Origin of the sequence: uncultured Pontibacter sp., from assembly GCF_947492645.1 — a bacterium.
GTDB lineage: Bacteria > Bacteroidota > Bacteroidia > Cytophagales > Hymenobacteraceae > Pontibacter.
This window is the reverse complement of the sequence record NZ_CANLMZ010000006.1, coordinates 135,870-151,750: the sequence shown is the minus strand read 5'-3', so window position 1 is coordinate 151,750 and position 15,881 is coordinate 135,870. Positions and strand designations below refer to the sequence as shown.

The 15,881-nt window shown below is 44.5% G+C and carries 16 protein-coding genes; 7 read left to right on the top strand and 9 right to left on the bottom strand.

Annotated elements, in window-relative coordinates; translation table 11 throughout:
* Positions 1-97: 97 nt before the first annotated feature.
* A complete protein-coding gene (gene lepA / locus Q1A23_RS07150; protein ID WP_299821476.1) occupies positions 98-1,882 on the bottom strand; it encodes a translation elongation factor 4 in 1,785 nt (594 codons plus the stop codon).
* A gap of 423 nt (positions 1,883-2,305) precedes the next feature.
* On the opposite strand from lepA, the gene Q1A23_RS07145 reads away from it, so the two are divergent.
* Complete coding sequence (locus Q1A23_RS07145) at positions 2,306-2,431, top strand: hypothetical protein (protein WP_299821474.1); 126 nt, start codon at positions 2,306-2,308, stop codon at positions 2,429-2,431.
* Positions 2,432-2,434: 3 nt separating this feature from the next.
* Positions 2,435-2,494, top strand: coding sequence for a hypothetical protein (locus Q1A23_RS19590; protein WP_363322034.1), 60 nt, complete (start codon positions 2,435-2,437; stop codon positions 2,492-2,494).
* A gap of 94 nt (positions 2,495-2,588) precedes the next feature.
* On the opposite strand, the gene Q1A23_RS07140 is transcribed toward Q1A23_RS19590, so the two are convergent.
* On the bottom strand, positions 2,589-2,783 hold the full coding sequence (locus tag Q1A23_RS07140) for a hypothetical protein (protein WP_299821472.1): 195 nt from the start codon (positions 2,781-2,783) through the stop codon (positions 2,589-2,591).
* Between the two features lie 248 nt (positions 2,784-3,031).
* Here Q1A23_RS07140 and Q1A23_RS07135 point away from each other — a divergent pair, with 248 nt between their 5' ends.
* On the top strand, positions 3,032-6,418 hold the full coding sequence (locus tag Q1A23_RS07135; protein WP_299821470.1) for a methylmalonyl-CoA mutase family protein: 3,387 nt from the start codon (positions 3,032-3,034) through the stop codon (positions 6,416-6,418).
* 147 nt (positions 6,419-6,565) lie between these two features.
* Positions 6,566-6,721 carry a hypothetical protein gene (locus tag Q1A23_RS07130; protein ID WP_299821468.1) on the top strand — a complete coding sequence of 52 codons (156 nt, stop codon included), beginning with the start codon at positions 6,566-6,568 and terminating at the stop codon, positions 6,719-6,721.
* A 96-nt stretch (positions 6,722-6,817) separates the two neighbouring features.
* Here Q1A23_RS07130 and rnk read toward each other — a convergent pair whose 3' ends face one another.
* From rnk to Q1A23_RS07115, 3 genes are all read right to left on the bottom strand, one after another.
* The gene (gene rnk / locus Q1A23_RS07125) at positions 6,818-7,228 is read right to left on the bottom strand and encodes a nucleoside diphosphate kinase regulator (protein ID WP_299821466.1); all 411 of its coding nucleotides are present in this window, start codon (positions 7,226-7,228) and stop codon (positions 6,818-6,820) included.
* Position 7,229: 1 nt separating this feature from the next.
* A complete protein-coding gene (locus tag Q1A23_RS07120; protein WP_299821464.1) occupies positions 7,230-8,786 on the bottom strand; it encodes an FMN-binding glutamate synthase family protein in 1,557 nt (518 codons plus the stop codon).
* 95 nt (positions 8,787-8,881) lie between these two features.
* Positions 8,882-9,076: a hypothetical protein gene (locus Q1A23_RS07115; RefSeq protein ID WP_299821462.1), complete on the bottom strand. Its 195-nt coding sequence runs from the start codon at positions 9,074-9,076 to the stop codon at positions 8,882-8,884.
* 221 nt (positions 9,077-9,297) lie between these two features.
* On the opposite strand from Q1A23_RS07115, the gene Q1A23_RS07110 reads away from it, so the two are divergent.
* Positions 9,298-9,429 carry a hypothetical protein gene (locus Q1A23_RS07110; RefSeq protein ID WP_299821460.1) on the top strand — a complete coding sequence of 44 codons (132 nt, stop codon included), beginning with the start codon at positions 9,298-9,300 and terminating at the stop codon, positions 9,427-9,429.
* A gap of 239 nt (positions 9,430-9,668) precedes the next feature.
* Positions 9,669-10,268 carry an FKBP-type peptidyl-prolyl cis-trans isomerase gene (locus tag Q1A23_RS07105; RefSeq protein ID WP_299821458.1) on the top strand — a complete coding sequence of 200 codons (600 nt, stop codon included), beginning with the start codon at positions 9,669-9,671 and terminating at the stop codon, positions 10,266-10,268.
* Between the two features lie 137 nt (positions 10,269-10,405).
* On the opposite strand, the gene Q1A23_RS07100 is transcribed toward Q1A23_RS07105, so the two are convergent.
* Positions 10,406-10,888, bottom strand: coding sequence for a hypothetical protein (locus Q1A23_RS07100; RefSeq protein ID WP_299821456.1), 483 nt, complete (start codon positions 10,886-10,888; stop codon positions 10,406-10,408).
* Between the two features lie 312 nt (positions 10,889-11,200).
* Between Q1A23_RS07100 and Q1A23_RS07095 the strand changes: the two genes are divergently transcribed.
* Positions 11,201-12,628 carry a Glu/Leu/Phe/Val dehydrogenase gene (locus Q1A23_RS07095; RefSeq protein ID WP_299821454.1) on the top strand — a complete coding sequence of 476 codons (1,428 nt, stop codon included), beginning with the start codon at positions 11,201-11,203 and terminating at the stop codon, positions 12,626-12,628.
* A 31-nt stretch (positions 12,629-12,659) separates the two neighbouring features.
* On the opposite strand, the gene Q1A23_RS07090 is transcribed toward Q1A23_RS07095, so the two are convergent.
* The 3 genes from Q1A23_RS07090 to Q1A23_RS07080 all read right to left on the bottom strand — a co-directional run bounded on the left by Q1A23_RS07090 (position 12,660) and on the right by Q1A23_RS07080 (position 15,860).
* Positions 12,660-13,103, bottom strand: coding sequence for a hypothetical protein (locus tag Q1A23_RS07090; RefSeq protein ID WP_299821452.1), 444 nt, complete (start codon positions 13,101-13,103; stop codon positions 12,660-12,662).
* 432 nt (positions 13,104-13,535) lie between these two features.
* Positions 13,536-15,344, bottom strand: a complete 1,809-nt coding sequence (locus Q1A23_RS07085) for a PDZ domain-containing protein (protein WP_299821450.1) — start codon at positions 15,342-15,344, stop codon at positions 13,536-13,538.
* A gap of 93 nt (positions 15,345-15,437) precedes the next feature.
* Entirely contained in the window at positions 15,438-15,860 is a 423-nt protein-coding gene (locus tag Q1A23_RS07080) for a hypothetical protein (RefSeq protein WP_299821448.1), read from the bottom strand.
* Positions 15,861-15,881: the final 21 nt, after the last annotated feature.

Genomic DNA, 15,881 nt, shown 5'->3' with positions numbered 1-15,881 from the left:
ATAGTAGAAATTGTCCCTTGAGTCTTTTATCCTTTGTCAAAAGACTTAAAAGCAGCAAGCCCCAACGCGCTGAGGCACGTCGGGGCTTGTTTATACTTTAGTCAAGTTTAAGCACGGCTAAGAAGGCTTCTTGCGGAATTTCCACGTTGCCGACCTGGCGCATGCGTTTCTTACCCTTTTTCTGTTTCTCGAGTAGTTTACGCTTTCTGGAGATGTCACCGCCGTAGCACTTGGCCAGTACGTTCTTGCGGAGTGCTTTTACAGTTTCGCGGGCAATAATTTTCTGCCCAATAGCTGCCTGAATGGCAATCTCGAACATCTGGCGCGGCAGCAGCTCTCTTAGCTTCTCGCACAGGCGTTTTCCCCAGTCATAAGCTTTGTCGCGGTGTACAATCGCAGACAAGGCATCCACAGGCTCGCCGTTCAGCATCACGTCCAGCTTCACCATGTTTGACTGGCGGAAACCGATCAGTTCATAGTCAAGTGAAGCGTAACCACGTGAAATTGTCTTTAGTTTATCAAAGAAGTCAAATACGATCTCGGCAAGCGGCATTTCAAAAGAAAGCTCTACTCTGTCGCTTGTCAGGTACGTCTGGTTTTTCAGGATACCGCGCTTGTCCATGCAAAGCGTAATAATCGGCCCGACAAATTCAGATTTAGAGATGATCTGCGCTTTTATGAAAGGCTCCTCTACGTGGTCAATGTAGTTAGGCTCAGGCATTTCGGAAGGCGCACTAACCTTCATCAACTGCCCTTTTGTAGTATGCACATGGAACTGCACCGACGGTACCGTCGTGATAACCGTCATGTCGAACTCACGCTCCAGGCGCTCCTGCACAATTTCCATGTGCAACATGCCCAGGAAACCGCAACGGAAACCAAAGCCAAGCGCTGCAGAAGTCTCCGGCTCCCATACTAAAGAGGCATCATTTAGCTGCAATTTCTCCATGGAGGCGCGAAGTTCCTCATACTCGCTTGTTTCTACGGGGTAAATACCGGCAAACACCATTGGCTTCACATCTTCAAAGCCTTGTATACCTTGTGCCGGACGCTCTACGTGGGTAATGGTATCACCAACTTTTACCTCTTTCGCATTCTTGATGCCCGATATCAGGTAGCCTACATTACCGGCACCCATTTCTTTACGGGCTTCCTGGTTTAGTTTCAGTACACCAATTTCATCGGCCTCGTAAGTTTTACCGGTATTTATAAACTTTACCTTCTCGCCTTTTTTAAGCGTTCCGTTAAAAATCCGGAAGTATACTTCTATACCACGATAAGAGTTAAAAACAGAGTCGAAGATAAGGGCCTGCAGCGGTGCTTCAGGGTCTCCTTTCGGTGCTGGAATACGGTCACAAATAGCAGCCAGGATTTCCTCTATACCTATCCCCGACTTACCAGAGGCATGTATAATGTCTTCTCTGTCACAGCCTATCAGGTCGATAATCTGGTCCGAAACCTCTTCCGGCATCGCGTGCGGCAAGTCAATTTTATTTAGAACCGGGATTATCTCCAGGTCATTACCTATGGCCAGGTACAAATTCGAGATCGTTTGGGCTTCAATTCCTTGTGATGAATCTACGATGAGCAGCGCTCCCTCACAAGCAGCAATAGAGCGTGAAACCTCGTAAGAAAAGTCGACGTGGCCTGGCGTATCAATCAGGTTCAGCACATACTCTTCTCCTTTATAATGGTAGTTCATCTGGATGGCGTGGCTCTTGATGGTAATGCCGCGCTCGCGCTCCAGATCCATGTTATCTAAAAGCTGGTTTTGCATTTCACGCTCTGCCACCGTAGATGTAAATTCTAACAGGCGGTCAGCCAGGGTACTTTTACCATGGTCGATGTGGGCGATGATGCAGAAATTGCGAATGTTCTTCATAAATATCTATACGAATAACAAAGTTAAGAAGAAAGTGCGTTTGTTTCTGCTATTCTGCCCACGTTTTAAAGGAAATTTATGAGAAGCATGACAAATTAACCAAACATCAAACTATAGAATTATATATGTATTAACCGGATAATCTTATATTTAATTTGCATACACAACCACATCAGCTTTTTACCATACACATGCAGAAGCAAACTACCTCTAAAGCCTAAGAAAAGATTAGTAAACTTAAACAGGAATTACAGCAGCTAAAAGAGCAATACAGTTTACTGGAGCGTGTAGTGCATGAGGTGCCCGCCAACATTTAAATTTCAGACCTGCAAAAAGGCGTGGTATGGTGCAACCGCACCAACAAAGAAACCTTAGGATATACTTTAGAGGGGATTCGGGAAATGGGTAGAATGGAGTACATGTATGAACAAGAAAGAGCAGCTGGTGCAGGCACTCCGCGAAAACCTGCGCCAGCTGCTCTTTATTAAATGCCTGCACAAACGCGAAGTAAATATACTAAACCTGATATGCCAGGGCCTGAGTACCTAAGCCATTGCCGTTAAACTATACATCAGCAAAAACACCGTAAGCACTCACCGCAAAAACATATAGCAGAAACTGGGCACAGCCAATGTAACCGACCTGGTATCCATTGCCAAAGAAGCAGGTTTAGGGGAAGCCCGTTTATTATAGCCTGAACTATAAACTATACGTTGGCAGTAGAATGGGCCCTTCTTTTATAGTTATAAGCCGCAAAAAGAGGGATAAATACAACAGCCGCCACACCTAAACCAACTATAAGTAGTTCGTGTGCGTCTGGCAGGTGCATAACTCTGAATAAATAACCTAACACGAGTGCCATGGCTGCAAAAGCGCCAGATACATAAACACCTAATCTCATAACTAACCAGTTTAAAGTTTGATCTATAGTTTGTGATACAGCATCGGAATGCTGCCTTGATATTTATTATCTAATATATGAATTTAAAAGTATAACGGAAATACACAAACTATGTTTTATTTAAATTTTTAACAACATAATATCAATTTAATGCGATTTGTCTCCGCTTCAAATCCTGTCTATTCTTTAATCTTATAAATCTTAGTCCTATCTTCGCATCATATTTTGATAAATCTTGTTACTAAAGTATGTCATTTACTACAGTAGAACCATATAAGCCTGTTAACCATATCCGTATCGTAACAGCGGCTTCTTTATTCGATGGCCACGATGCTGCGATCAATATCATGCGTCGTATTATCCAGGCATCGGGCGCAGAAGTGATACACCTTGGCCATAACCGTTCGGTGCAAGAGATTGTAGATTGCGCCATTCAGGAAGATGCCCAGGCCATTGCCATTACCTCTTACCAGGGCGGTCACATTGAGTATTTCAAGTACATGTACGACCTGCTGAACGAGCGCGGCTGTGGCCATATCCGTTTATTTGGCGGCGGAGGCGGTGTTATACTTCCATCTGAGATCGAAGAACTGCACGGTTATGGCATTGCACGCATTTACTCTCCTGACGACGGACGCGCGATGGGCTTGCAAGGCATGATAAATGACATGCTGGAGAAATGCGACTTCCCGACGGGACAGAACCTGAACGGCGAAGTAAAGCATCTGAAAGACAAAGACGCGAAATCGATTGCCCGCCTGATCTCTGCTGCCGAGAACTTTCCGGAAGATGCAAGAGCTATACTTGATGAAGTAAGAGAGCAGGCAAAAGAAGTGAAGACACCCGTATTAGGTATTACTGGTACAGGTGGTGCCGGTAAATCGTCTCTGGTGGATGAACTAGTGCGCCGCTTCCTGATGGACTTTCCGGAAAAGAAAATTGCCATCATTTCCGTAGACCCATCTAAACGTAAAACGGGTGGTGCTTTGCTTGGCGACAGAATACGTATGAACTCAATCTCCAATGAAAGAGTTTACATGCGCTCGCTGGCAACCCGCCAAAGCAACCTGGCCCTGAGCAAGTATGTACAGGACGCCGTGGACATTGTTAAGGCTGCTGATTTTGATTTAATTATACTTGAAACATCCGGCATTGGCCAGTCTGACACCGAGATCATCGAGCATTCTGACATGAGTTTGTATGTGATGACGCCGGAATATGGTGCCGCCACACAGCTTGAGAAAATCGACATGCTGGATTTTGCGGATGTAATTGCCCTGAACAAATTCGACAAGCGCGGCGCATTAGACGCTCTACGCGATGTGAAGAAGCAGTACAAGCGCAACCACCAACTTTGGGACGTGAACGACGACGATATTCCGGTTTTCGGAACAATCGCGTCGCAGTTCAACGACCCGGGCATGAACCAGCTTTACAGAGCAATCATGTCTAAAATTTCTGAGAAAACGGGTGTTGAGTTTAACTCTAACCTGCAGACTTCAAAGGAAATGTCGGAGAAGGTGTTCATCATCCCTCCTGCCCGCACGCGTTATCTTTCTGAAATATCTGAGACCATCCGCAACTATGATAAGTGGAGCAAGGACCAGGCAGAAGTTGCGCAGAAACTATACGGTATCAAAAAATCTATAGAAGCAGTTCAAAGTATAGAAATTGCCGATAAAGACCGTATAGTGAAGCAGCTGGAAGAAGCGTATGCTGAAGTAGAACTGAACCTGGACGGCCAGAACAAGAAGATTCTGGAGAACTGGAAAGACAAGGTTCAATCCTACAAGAATGAGTTCTATGTGTTCAAGGTGCGCGATAAAGAACTGAAAATAAAGACACATACAGAGTCGCTTTCTCATTTACAGATTCCTAAAGTATCTACTCCACGCTACGAAGCATGGGGTGACTTACTGAAGTGGAACCTGCAGGAGAATGTACCGGGCGAATTCCCTTACACAGCGGGTGTGTTCCCGTTCAAGCGCGAAGGCGAAGACCCTACCCGTATGTTTGCCGGCGAAGGCGGACCGGAGCGTACAAACCGTCGCTTCCACTACGTGAGCTTAGGCATGCCAGCCAAGCGTCTTTCTACGGCTTTTGACTCGGTAACACTTTACGGCGAAGACCCTGATTTCAGACCAGACATCTATGGTAAAATTGGTAACTCGGGCGTAAGCATTTGCTGCCTCGACGATGCCAAGAAACTATACTCCGGCTTTAACCTGGCTGACCCGATGACGTCAGTTTCGATGACTATCAATGGTCCGGCAGCTATACTTACCGGCTTCTTTATGAATGCTGCTATCGACCAGCAATGCGAACTTTACATTAAAGAGCATGGTCTGGAAGATGAGATAAACCAGAAGATAGAGGCTATCTATAAAGAGAAAGGCGTTGAGCGTCCAAGATACCAGGGCGAATTGCCAAAAGGTAATGATGGCCTAGGTTTGATGCTGCTTGGTGTGACTGGTGACCAGGTGTTGCCTGCTGAAGTATACGAGCCGATCAAGACCCGTACGTTAGCTGCAGTTCGTGGTACGGTGCAGGCTGACATCCTGAAAGAAGACCAGGCGCAGAATACCTGTATCTTCTCTACAGAATTCTCGCTTCGTTTAATGGGTGACGTGCAGGCGTACTTTATAGATAAGAACGTACGTAACTTCTACTCGGTGTCTATTTCGGGCTATCACATTGCAGAAGCTGGTGCTAATCCAATTTCGCAGCTGGCCTTTACGCTGGCAAACGGCTTTACCTTTGTAGAGTACTACGTGAGCCGCGGCATGGACATTAACAAGTTTGCCCCAAACCTGAGCTTCTTCTTCTCTAACGGTATCGATCCGGAGTATGCGGTGATTGGCCGTGTGGCTCGCCGTATCTGGGCGAAGGCGATGAAGCACAAGTATAATGCCGATGCCCGTTCGCAGATGTTGAAGTACCATATCCAGACGTCAGGACGTTCGCTGCACGCGCAGGAGATCGATTTCAACGATATCCGCACCACGCTGCAGGCACTTTACGCGATCTACGACAACTGTAATTCGCTACACACAAATGCTTACGACGAGGCCATTACTACACCAACAGAAGCATCTGTTCGTCGTGCTATGGCTATCCAGCTGATCATCAACCGTGAGCTTGGTCTGGCAAAGAATGAAAATCCGCTGCAAGGCTCATTCATCATTGAAGAACTGACTGACTTGGTGGAAGAAGCTGTACTGGTAGAGTTTGACCGTATTACAGAGCGTGGCGGTGTGCTGGGTGCCATGGAGACGATGTACCAGCGTGGCAAGATTCAGGAAGAAAGTTTATACTATGAGACCCTGAAGCATACCGGCGAGTACCCGATCATTGGCGTAAACACATTCCTTTCTTCAACAGGCTCTCCTACGGTGTTGCCTACAGAAGTTATCCGAGCAACGGAAGAAGAAAAGCAGTACCAGATCTCGATGCTGCAGTCGCTTCAGAAAGGCAACGAAGATAAGACTGCGGAAATGCTGAAGCGTATCCAGCAGGTGGCTATCAACAATGGTAACATTTTCGAAGAGATGATGGAAACGGTGAAGTTCTGCTCTTTGGGTCAGATCACCAATGCCTTGTTTGAGGTAGGCGGACAGTACCGCAGAAATATGTAAGTATAAGTGGTGCCATTCTCAGGCATATAAAGTATAAAAGGCCAGGCGTAAGCCTGGCCTTTTATACTTTATAAACACGCACTAATCAGCAACTTAAAACACTTAAGACATTTTAAACCGTATACTTAATACAACACTTTAATAACTATGAAAATGAAAAATCCTAAAAGCTTTCCCTTCATCCTACTCGGAACTTCTCTGCTGGTTGTAGGTGCTATTACTTATCTATACATGTGTACCCACCTGGAAGAGGAAGATGTGGATTTTGATTTATATGATGAAGAAACTACAGACTATTTGTAAAAACAGTCGATTTCCTTTAAAAGCAGCGAAGCCCCTGGTCGTATACCAGGGGCTTCGCTGCTTTTAAAGGATAGTACACCTATACTTTATATGTGATTACAAATAATGGTCTCCGCTTGCTTCCGGTTGATAGATTACTTTTTCGATGCTGTAGTTAATGGTGCCCGAAGGTACAGGCCACTCCACCACATCGCCTTCTCTACAACCAATAATGGCTGTACCTACTGGCGCAAAAATAGAGATTTTACGGCTGTTGATGTCTGCATCCTTCGGGTAAACAAGGGTGATTTCGATTTCATTGCCGCTCTGCAGGTCTTTTAGCTGCACACGAGAGTTCATGGTAATAACATCCGCAGGAATCTCTTCGGAAGGCACTAGTTTGGCGCGCTTCAGCTCTTCGCCTAATTTACTAATGTTAACGGCTGCACCACCACTCATGCGTTGCATCTGTATTAGTTCAATCAGGCGTTTATAATCCTGCTCTGTTAAATAGATTGTGTTGTTCATGTTAGTTAAGTACGTATTTTTTAGCAAGTTGGGAGGCAGCTGGGCTTTTAGGAAAGTAAATATCTTTAAAGCTAAGCGTATTGCCCTGCTCTACTCTTCTGAAAATCTTATCAGGGGTAACATCTTTTAATGAGTTAAAGCCACAGGCTTCCATTACCTCTACTGTCGATTTAATGGTATTGCCATGAAAGTTAGCGACACGTACTCGTTTGTCTGCAACATCAAGGCCCTGGTACAGGTTTTTATCCTGGGTGGCTATACCTACAGGGCATCTGCCGGAATCGCATTGTAGGGCCTGTATGCAGCCTAACGCAAACATCATTCCCCGCGCGCTGTAGCACATGTCCGCCCCTAACGATATTGCTTTAAGAATATCCACACCAGTTATGATCTTACCTGCGGCCATTAGTTTAATTTCATCGCGCAGGCCATACTTTACCAGCATCGTTTGCACAAATGCCAGGGCATCGTAAAGCGGCATGCCCAGGCTGTCGGTAAACTCAAGTGGTGCGGCTCCTGTGCCACCTTCGGCGCCATCTATAGTTATAAAGTCAGGATAAATCTGGTTATGCATCATTTCGCGGCACAATTGCTCAAACTCCTGCTTATTACCGATACAAATCTTTATGCCAATAGGTTTTCCGTCTGATAAAACGCGTAGCTTCTGCACGAAAAGCAGCATGGTAAACTGGTCTTTGAAAGCAGCATGAGCAGGCGGAGAGGCAACTGTGGTATAAGGCTCTACCTTTCGGATTGCTGCAATCTCTGGGGTGTTTTTAGCAGCCGGAAGTATACCTCCGTGCCCTGGCTTGGCACCCTGGGATAATTTAATTTCCACCATTTTGATGTTAGGATGCGCAACTTCTTCCTGAAAAAGCCTTTCAGAGAAATTTCCGTCTTTATCGCGGCAGCCAAAGTAACCCGTACCTATCTGCCAGATAAGATCTCCGCCTCCTTCAATATGGAACGGGCTCACGCCACCTTCGCCGGTGTTGTGTGCAAAGCCGCCTAGTTTTGCGCCGGCACTTAGGGCTTTAACGGCTGTTTTGCTAAGCGAACCGTAGCTCATGGCAGAAATATTGTAAATGCTGGCGCTGTAAGGCTGTCGGCAACTGCTGCTGCCAACAGTTACGCGCAGGTTTTCCTCTTTCACGTGCACCGGAAACATAGTGTGAGCGATCCATTCAAAACCTACGTCCTGGCTGTTCGCCTGCATACCGAACGGTACAGTCTGGCGCACGTTTTTTGCCCGCTGGTATACTATAGAGCGCTGCCGGCGGCTAAACGGTTTACCATCAAGGTCTGACTCAAAAAAGTACTGGCGCAGTTCAGGGCGTATGCTTTCAAAGAAATACCGCAAATAACCCAATAGCGGGTAGTTACGCAGAATGCTGTGTTTCCCCTGGCGCACATTACTCAAGTACACCAAATGCAACGGCACAATAGCTAGTAACAGCCAAAGGCTCTGCCTCTCAAAAATGGATAACAGGAAGGTAACTAAGTAAAGCGCAGCAAAGACATAGACAAATGTTTGCCTGACGCTAATTTTTGTTGCCATGAATGAAAATTGAAAAAAGTTTGGTTTTTAATTGCTGTTTTAACCGTTCCGGAATTACCTATGTGTTACAGCTTAACCCGACAGGTAACTCCGGCTTAGCCGTTAAAGGCTTTCGGAGTTGTAAAGAAGTGAAGACAATAGCCATTCAGTTCATCACGCAAGGCTACATGATGAGAAGCAGCAACCAAGCCTGTGAAGGCCGGCACTAACAAAGACAAATGGGTATAGCTAAATGGCTGCATGGTCATTGTTTGATGCAAAGGTATGGCAAAGTATGTTACAAATGCCACATCTCCTGCATAATAATTTAGTTTTATCAGGCTGGGTAATTCCAGTTTTATACTTCGTATACTATAACAACAATAACAGTCTGCTATAGTTTAAAACCTGAACTGTTACACCTTACCTGATCTACCACTCTAGGGTTACCTGAAGGACCTTAAAAAATTAAAAAACCCTAGGCACTTTATCGCGTTCAAGTGCAATATACACCTCCTTAACAAACTGCATCATGAGACATTTTTCAACGATATCATCGCTGTTGCTGCTAGGCACTACAGTTAGCTTACTTATGAAGAAATGGTCATTTAACCATAACTTAACAGCTGCCAACCCGGAAGAAGATTACCATCTATACTTATAGGCAACTTCGTGTCACCTACAAGCACACATTAGTATACTTCTATTTTACAGGCTATCATGGCCGCTCCTCATCACCCTGAGCAAAAGTATTTATACTTGTACTTTAGCCGGGACTTGGCTTGCCCGTTTTGCGTTGCATAGGGAAAATTAACGCTAAAATGTTTAATTTTGTGGCGAAGCAATTCAATAGTCACATTTTTTTAATATAGCTAGCACATCTTTTGTGCTTAAAACTCAACTATGGATTTAAAAGAAAAAATCAGCTACATTATAGGTCGCGATATGGCTTCTAACCTGAGCAAACAAGGCATAGAAGTAGAGTCAGAATCATTTATGAAAGGGTTTAAAGAAGCTCAGGAAGGAAAGCCTTCTACTTTAACTCAAAGTGATGTACAGCAGGCCATGATGGCGCTTCAGCAGGAAATGGCTGAAAAGCAAAACGCATCTGGTGGCGAAAACAAAAAAGCCGGCGAGGACTTTTTGGCTGAAAACAAAAACAAAGAAGGCGTGAAAACGCTTGCAAGTGGTTTGCAGTACATGGTTTTGAAAGAAGGAACAGGCAAGTCTCCGTCTGCCTCTGACACTGTAACTACACACTACCACGGTACTTTGATTGACGGCACTACATTTGACTCTTCTTATGAGCGCGGTCAGCCTGCCACTTTCCCGGTGAACGGGGTAATTGCTGGCTGGACAGAAGCACTACAATTAATGAAAGAAGGCGCTAAATGGAGGTTATTTATACCTTCCGGACTGGCTTATGGCGCTCAGGGCGCTGGTGACGTAATCGGGCCAAATGCCACATTAATTTTTGACGTGGAGCTTCTATCGGTAAAATAGGCAGCAACACTTCTCAAACGAAAAGAGCGGGATCAGGTCCCGCTCTTTTCGTTTCTGGTATTCCTCAGCTAGTGCAAGTCTGCTTTGCCGTTAGCCATAAAGTATGGGTAAAAGCCCCAGCCTTTTCATCCTATCGCTTAAGCCCCAGCCTGAAATTCATTTGTGTTGCTAAGCCATCGCAAAGCTTCCTCCCTGTATAAAAAATGGTTAATGATCATGAAGTTATCTCCCTGGATAAATTCATCTCCGTTTAGCTCATCAACAAGCCTCGGAAATGAAAATAAGGGAAGAATGATAGCCACGAAAATATCTTTTTTAAGAAGCCGAAGGGCCTCCGGAAAGAAATGTGTAATTACCCAATGCTGGTCTGCACGCTTTATGCTTTCGCGCTTGTGGAGGTCTATAAGCCATTTACCCGGTTTGTAGTAAAGCACCAGTTCTTTAATTTGCATGTACCCCTGCCTTACCTCATGCGAAGTAACCGCTCCTTCCCATGTAACCAATAGGGTTTGTGACTCTGCATCATAAGAAGAGCTTAATTTGTTTTTAAGCAAATCCTCCTCAACAGTATAACCCATTCCCGGATTATCCTCGGATTCATCAAATGTATGTCTCACCATATATGAACTCACGTATCGCTTTAAAACAAGATTCAATAGAAGAAATAACAGAAACTACTCGTGCCGTAGAGTGCTTCAATTTTCAGAAGCGGCTGACAAAGATTGCCAATAAATTGTTATCAAACAAGATAAATTAAAATATAATCAACTATAAGTACAGTAAATAAAGCTTAATTGCTTCTTATTTAGTGTATTAAAAAAAGAAGATTTTAACTCTAGTTAAGACAGGATATGTAAAAAGCTAAATATCTGAACAAAACATTTTGCTAATCGTTCTAAAATCAATTATTGCTCACATAAATTAAAGCAGGTATGTCAGACAACCAAAGCAACGAAGGCAGGAAGTTCTTAGAAAGTGTTCATCAGTATTTTGACCACGCCGCTAAGTACTCCCGCCTCGAACCAGGAATACTAGCACAAATTAAGGCATGCAACAGTGTTTATAAAGTATCCTTTCCTGTAGAGGTAGACGGCAAGATAGAAGTTATTGAAGGTATACGCGTGCAGCACAGCCATCACAAGCTTCCGTCTAAGGGTGGTATCAGGTTTAGCATGCAAGTTGATGAGGACGAAGTGAAAGCCTTGGCAACGCTAATGACGTTTAAGTGCGCTGTAGTGGATGTGCCATTTGGAGGAGCTAAAGGCGGTGTTAAGATTAACCCTCGCACCAGTTCCGTTAAAACACTTGAAAAAGTTACCCGCCGCTATGCCGCCGAACTAGTAAAGAAAAACCTGATTGGCCCTGGTATTGATGTACCTGCACCAGACTATGGCACAGGCAGCCGGGAAATGGCTTGGATAGCAGATACCTACCAGGCTTTTAAGTATGGAGAGATTAGTGCCTTGGGCTGCGTTACAGGTAAACCCGTTGGGCAAGGCGGTATCAGGGGGCGTGCCGAGGCAACAGGACTTGGCATCTACTTTGGAATCCGGGAAGCCTTGCAGGATACGGAACTTCTTGAGGGAAAAGGGCTTGATGGAACATCTATGGCCGGCAAAAGAATTATTGTGCAGGGTTTAGGTAACGTAGGTTATCATGCTGCCTACTTTTGCCAGCAAGACGGTGCTATCATAACAGGCATCGCTGAGCGTGAAGGCGGTATTTACAACGAGGCAGGTATAGACATCAAGGAGGCCTTTAGGCATCGCAGCGAAACCGGTTCCATTCTGAATTTTGAAGGCTGCGAAAACATAGAAGACTCTATCTTACTTTTGGAGCGGGAATGCGATATTTTACTTCCTGCAGCGCTGGAAAATCAAATACATGAAGGCAATGCAGCCAACATAAAAGCTAAGATTGTAGCTGAGGGAGCTAATGGTCCTGTTACCCGTGAAGCAGAGGAAATCCTGCTGCGGAACAACATTATCATTCTTCCGGATTTATACTTGAATGCCGGTGGTGTAACCGTTTCATACTTTGAGTGGCTCAAAAACCTTTCGAATGTACGATTTGGCCGTATGGGTAAGCGTGCGGAAGAGGCAAGTTATAAGAAACTAGTAAACGCAATCGAATCATCTTCTGGCAAAACAATGTCAGCCACAGAACGTGCTTTATTAACACAGGGGTCAGATGAAATTAACTTGGTACGCTCTGGTTTAGAGGACACCATGATAAACGCCTACCACGAAATTAGGAGCGTAATGAAAAAGCAAAATATTCCAGATCTGCGTACAGCCGCCTTTTTAACGGCTATCGAAAAGATTGGGGTAAGCTATGAGTCTCTAGGAATTTTCCCTTGATAAAGGGGCTTACAGAAGTTACAGGGAAAGGTCAGGATATCATGGAAGAAAATGAGTCCTGGCCTTTTTTAATGATGGCAAGCCAGTGCATCGCTTCTTCAAAAACAGTAAAGTAATTGAAGTTGATAAACTCTTGCCTTGCCAGGTAAGTTGGTTGCTGGTAATTTGTTACGATAGCCTTAAAGTGTTCTTCAGAAAACACAACTGCAGCATTTATATTCTCCCCTATGCATTGGTACACCTTTGGATAATATTCCAGCATAAGCCATGCCTCCTGCTCACGGCTTAACGACCCTATAACAGACAGATTAGTACAAAAAGATATAATAGTGCCTTTTTGCTCTACAAACTGTAAAGCAGCAAAGTATGAATCTTTAAACTGTTTCGTGGATGGTATCTGTATCCAGTCAATCAGCAGTATTTCAGCAGTTACGTTAAAAACTATACTAACGTAAGGAGTATCCTTTATCACCATTTGGCGGCAGGTTATTTTGTGTATCGACACGAAAGTTACTTAGTATAGTTAAATAAAGCAAGCAACATTTTCTTGTAAATCATACCAAAACAAAAGAATTAAAGTTTAACTGGAAATTGCACCCAAATAATATTTCTGTTTTTTAAAACACGTAGTTATACTCTAGGAAAATTAATAAATCCTAAAATATCTACATTTTACAATATAGTAATATTCTATAATTATCTTTTTAACCTCCTTGATACACTTCAGCAGTTTTAAAGATACGGTATCTGGTTTACCACCACAATAGCAGCTATAAGATCTGGGATAGCCTAACTGCGCAGTAATCGACTTGGAATAGAAAACTCTTCAAGCTTAAACAAGCTAATGCCGAAAGCAAAAACGGCCAGGCTTATTGCCTGGCCGTTTTCCCTAAATAGTGTTTACCTGTTAAGATTTAGCTACAGAAAGCCATGTATTGTATACTTGCTGCTGCTCTTTAGTAGGATTTGGCAGGCGCTCCATCTGGTAGCGTACATTTGTGTCCTTCAGCATTGGTATTTCCAGCAACATTAACTTTCCGTCACGTGCGATTAATACCTCCAGCTTATCCCCTGCCTGGTGGCCATTCACATATTGTGCAACGTCATCGCCCACACGGAATCCATCAACCGCAATGATTTCATCATTCACGTTAAGGCCACCCGCATAGGCGCTGGTGCCACGATTTACCGCACGCACAATCACTTTACCATCAGACACAGCCGTAGAAGCCCCCCAGCTAGTGCTTTCGCTTTGCTCGTTTATGTTTACCAGCTTTAGTCCCGCTGTTTCAAAATACTTGTTGTAATCCGGTGTCGCTGTACCGTTCACGTAATTCTTAAAAAATGCATCCATGTTCTTGCCAGCCACTTTCTCCACCATTTCCTTAAATTCTTTTTCGGTGTAACCTCTGTCAAGCTTTTTGTAATAACGTTCATACATGGCCCGCATCACATCATCCAGGCTCTTTTTCCCGTTGGTGTTCTTCATGATCTCCATGTTAAGCAAATGCCCTAGTACGCCGCCCTTTGTATAATAAGACACTTCGGCGTTATTCGAGTTTTCGGTACGGCGGTAATACTTTATCCAGGCATCAAGGCTCGACTCCGCGACCGTCTGTATCTTATTCCCCGGGGTGTTCTCTACGGAGTTGATGGTACCGGCTACAATGTCGAGGTAACGCTGCGGCGAAGTATAACCTGCCCGGCGCACAATTAGGTCATCGTAGTAGCTGGTAATACCTTCAGACACCCACAATAAGCTGGTGTAGTTTTCCTGGTTGTAATCAAATGGCCCAAGTGGCTGAGGGCGCAGGCGCTTTACATTCCATAAGTGGAAGTATTCATGGGCAACAAGGCTCAAGAAACCGTTGTATCCAGCTTCTGTGCCGTAATTCCAACGTGAGGTTTGCAACGTAGTAGAGTTAAGATGCTCCAGGCCGCCGCCGCCACGCTGCAGGTTATGCACGATAAATACATAGCGGTCTACGGGTAGTTCCCCCATAATGGCGATTGATTCCTCCACCACCTTTTTCATATCCTGGATAAGCTGCTCCGCATTAAAGTTGCCTTCTCCGTACATGGCCACCTCGTGGGGCACACCGGCGGCCGTAAAAGTATACACTTCGTGGTTGCCAATTTCAAGCGGAGAATCAGCTAGTATGTCATAATTAGGGAAAGTATAAGTAAACTGCCCTGTGCTTGTTAAACCAGTAGACACTTTGCTCCACCCTGTAAAAGGCTTAACTACAAGCTTACCAGCAATATCCTGGTAGCCTTCAGGGTACATGAATATACTGGTACCGTTTACGTATCCGTGCGAAGCATCCAGGAAGCTCGTCCGAACACTCATCTCAAATGCATACACATCATAGGTAGCGCGAACCAGGTCCGCTTTATCAGAATAGACACGCCAGGTGTTTTTGTCAATTTTTTCAGATCGCAGCGCTTTTCCGTTTTTGTCTATGGCCCTGAAACTCTCTACATTCTTGGCAAATTCGCGCACCAGGTAGGAGCCCGGCGCCCAGACCGGCATGGTAAAGTCCACATACTTTTTCTTTACACCAGTAAGCTCAGCCTCTACCTGGAAGTAATGTGTGTGCGGCTCGGGCATAGAAAGTGTGTAGCGCAAATCAGCAGCAAATAAGCTGCCGGTGCCGCTAAGTATAAATATGAATAATAGTAGGAATAGAAGTTTAAATCGCTTTAAGTTGAGCATGTTGTAAAATTGATGTTTTGTTAAATATGTAGCATTTTACAACAAAAACCATGCTTTTCAAAATCTCATGCCCTTGCAGCACCTACTCTCCTATCATCTCACCAAACTCACAGCATCCTTATTTAGCCAATCTACGGCATCTTCTAAATGGCAAAAAGTATGCATGATGATAAATGAATTGTAACTCCTAAGTCCAAATTTGCCTGCTTCTAATAGTAACGCATCGTAGCATTTTTCAGATACCACAACCGCTACAAAATTGTTGGTACCGAGTGCGCCCATCAGGAGAGGGTAAAAGTAGCCTTGCAGCCACACCTCCTCCTGTTCGTCTAAGCTGCCTATCACCCTAAAATCTAAGAGCCAGCGCTTTATCTGCTTTTGTTCAGCATAGTCTAGTGCACTTACCAACCCCTCTTTAAACTTGCCTGCATGTAGCTTCTCGGAGCAGTACAAGTGCAGCCAGTTCTGCTGGCTGTCATACTTCACACTAAAAGACTCTGTATTGTAAATCAGCATAGATTATATTTTAGAAGCCAC

Coding starts and splice junctions, on each gene's coding strand:
- lepA (WP_299821476.1), bottom strand. CDS start 1,882: ATGAAGAACATTCGCAATTTCTGCATCATCGCCCACATCGACCATGGT.
- Q1A23_RS07145 (WP_299821474.1), top strand. CDS start 2,306: ATGAACAAGAAAGAGCAGCTGGTGCAGGCACTCCGCGAAAACCTGCGC.
- Q1A23_RS07140 (WP_299821472.1), bottom strand. CDS start 2,783: ATGAGATTAGGTGTTTATGTATCTGGCGCTTTTGCAGCCATGGCACTC.
- Q1A23_RS07135 (WP_299821470.1), top strand. CDS start 3,032: ATGTCATTTACTACAGTAGAACCATATAAGCCTGTTAACCATATCCGT.
- Q1A23_RS07130 (WP_299821468.1), top strand. CDS start 6,566: ATGAAAATGAAAAATCCTAAAAGCTTTCCCTTCATCCTACTCGGAACT.
- rnk (WP_299821466.1), bottom strand. CDS start 7,228: ATGAACAACACAATCTATTTAACAGAGCAGGATTATAAACGCCTGATT.
- Q1A23_RS07120 (WP_299821464.1), bottom strand. CDS start 8,786: ATGGCAACAAAAATTAGCGTCAGGCAAACATTTGTCTATGTCTTTGCT.
- Q1A23_RS07110 (WP_299821460.1), top strand. CDS start 9,298: ATGAGACATTTTTCAACGATATCATCGCTGTTGCTGCTAGGCACTACA.
- Q1A23_RS07105 (WP_299821458.1), top strand. CDS start 9,669: ATGGATTTAAAAGAAAAAATCAGCTACATTATAGGTCGCGATATGGCT.
- Q1A23_RS07100 (WP_299821456.1), bottom strand. CDS start 10,888: ATGGTGAGACATACATTTGATGAATCCGAGGATAATCCGGGAATGGGT.
- Q1A23_RS07095 (WP_299821454.1), top strand. CDS start 11,201: ATGTCAGACAACCAAAGCAACGAAGGCAGGAAGTTCTTAGAAAGTGTT.
- Q1A23_RS07090 (WP_299821452.1), bottom strand. CDS start 13,103: ATGGTGATAAAGGATACTCCTTACGTTAGTATAGTTTTTAACGTAACT.
- Q1A23_RS07085 (WP_299821450.1), bottom strand. CDS start 15,344: ATGCTCAACTTAAAGCGATTTAAACTTCTATTCCTACTATTATTCATA.
- Q1A23_RS07080 (WP_299821448.1), bottom strand. CDS start 15,860: ATGCTGATTTACAATACAGAGTCTTTTAGTGTGAAGTATGACAGCCAG.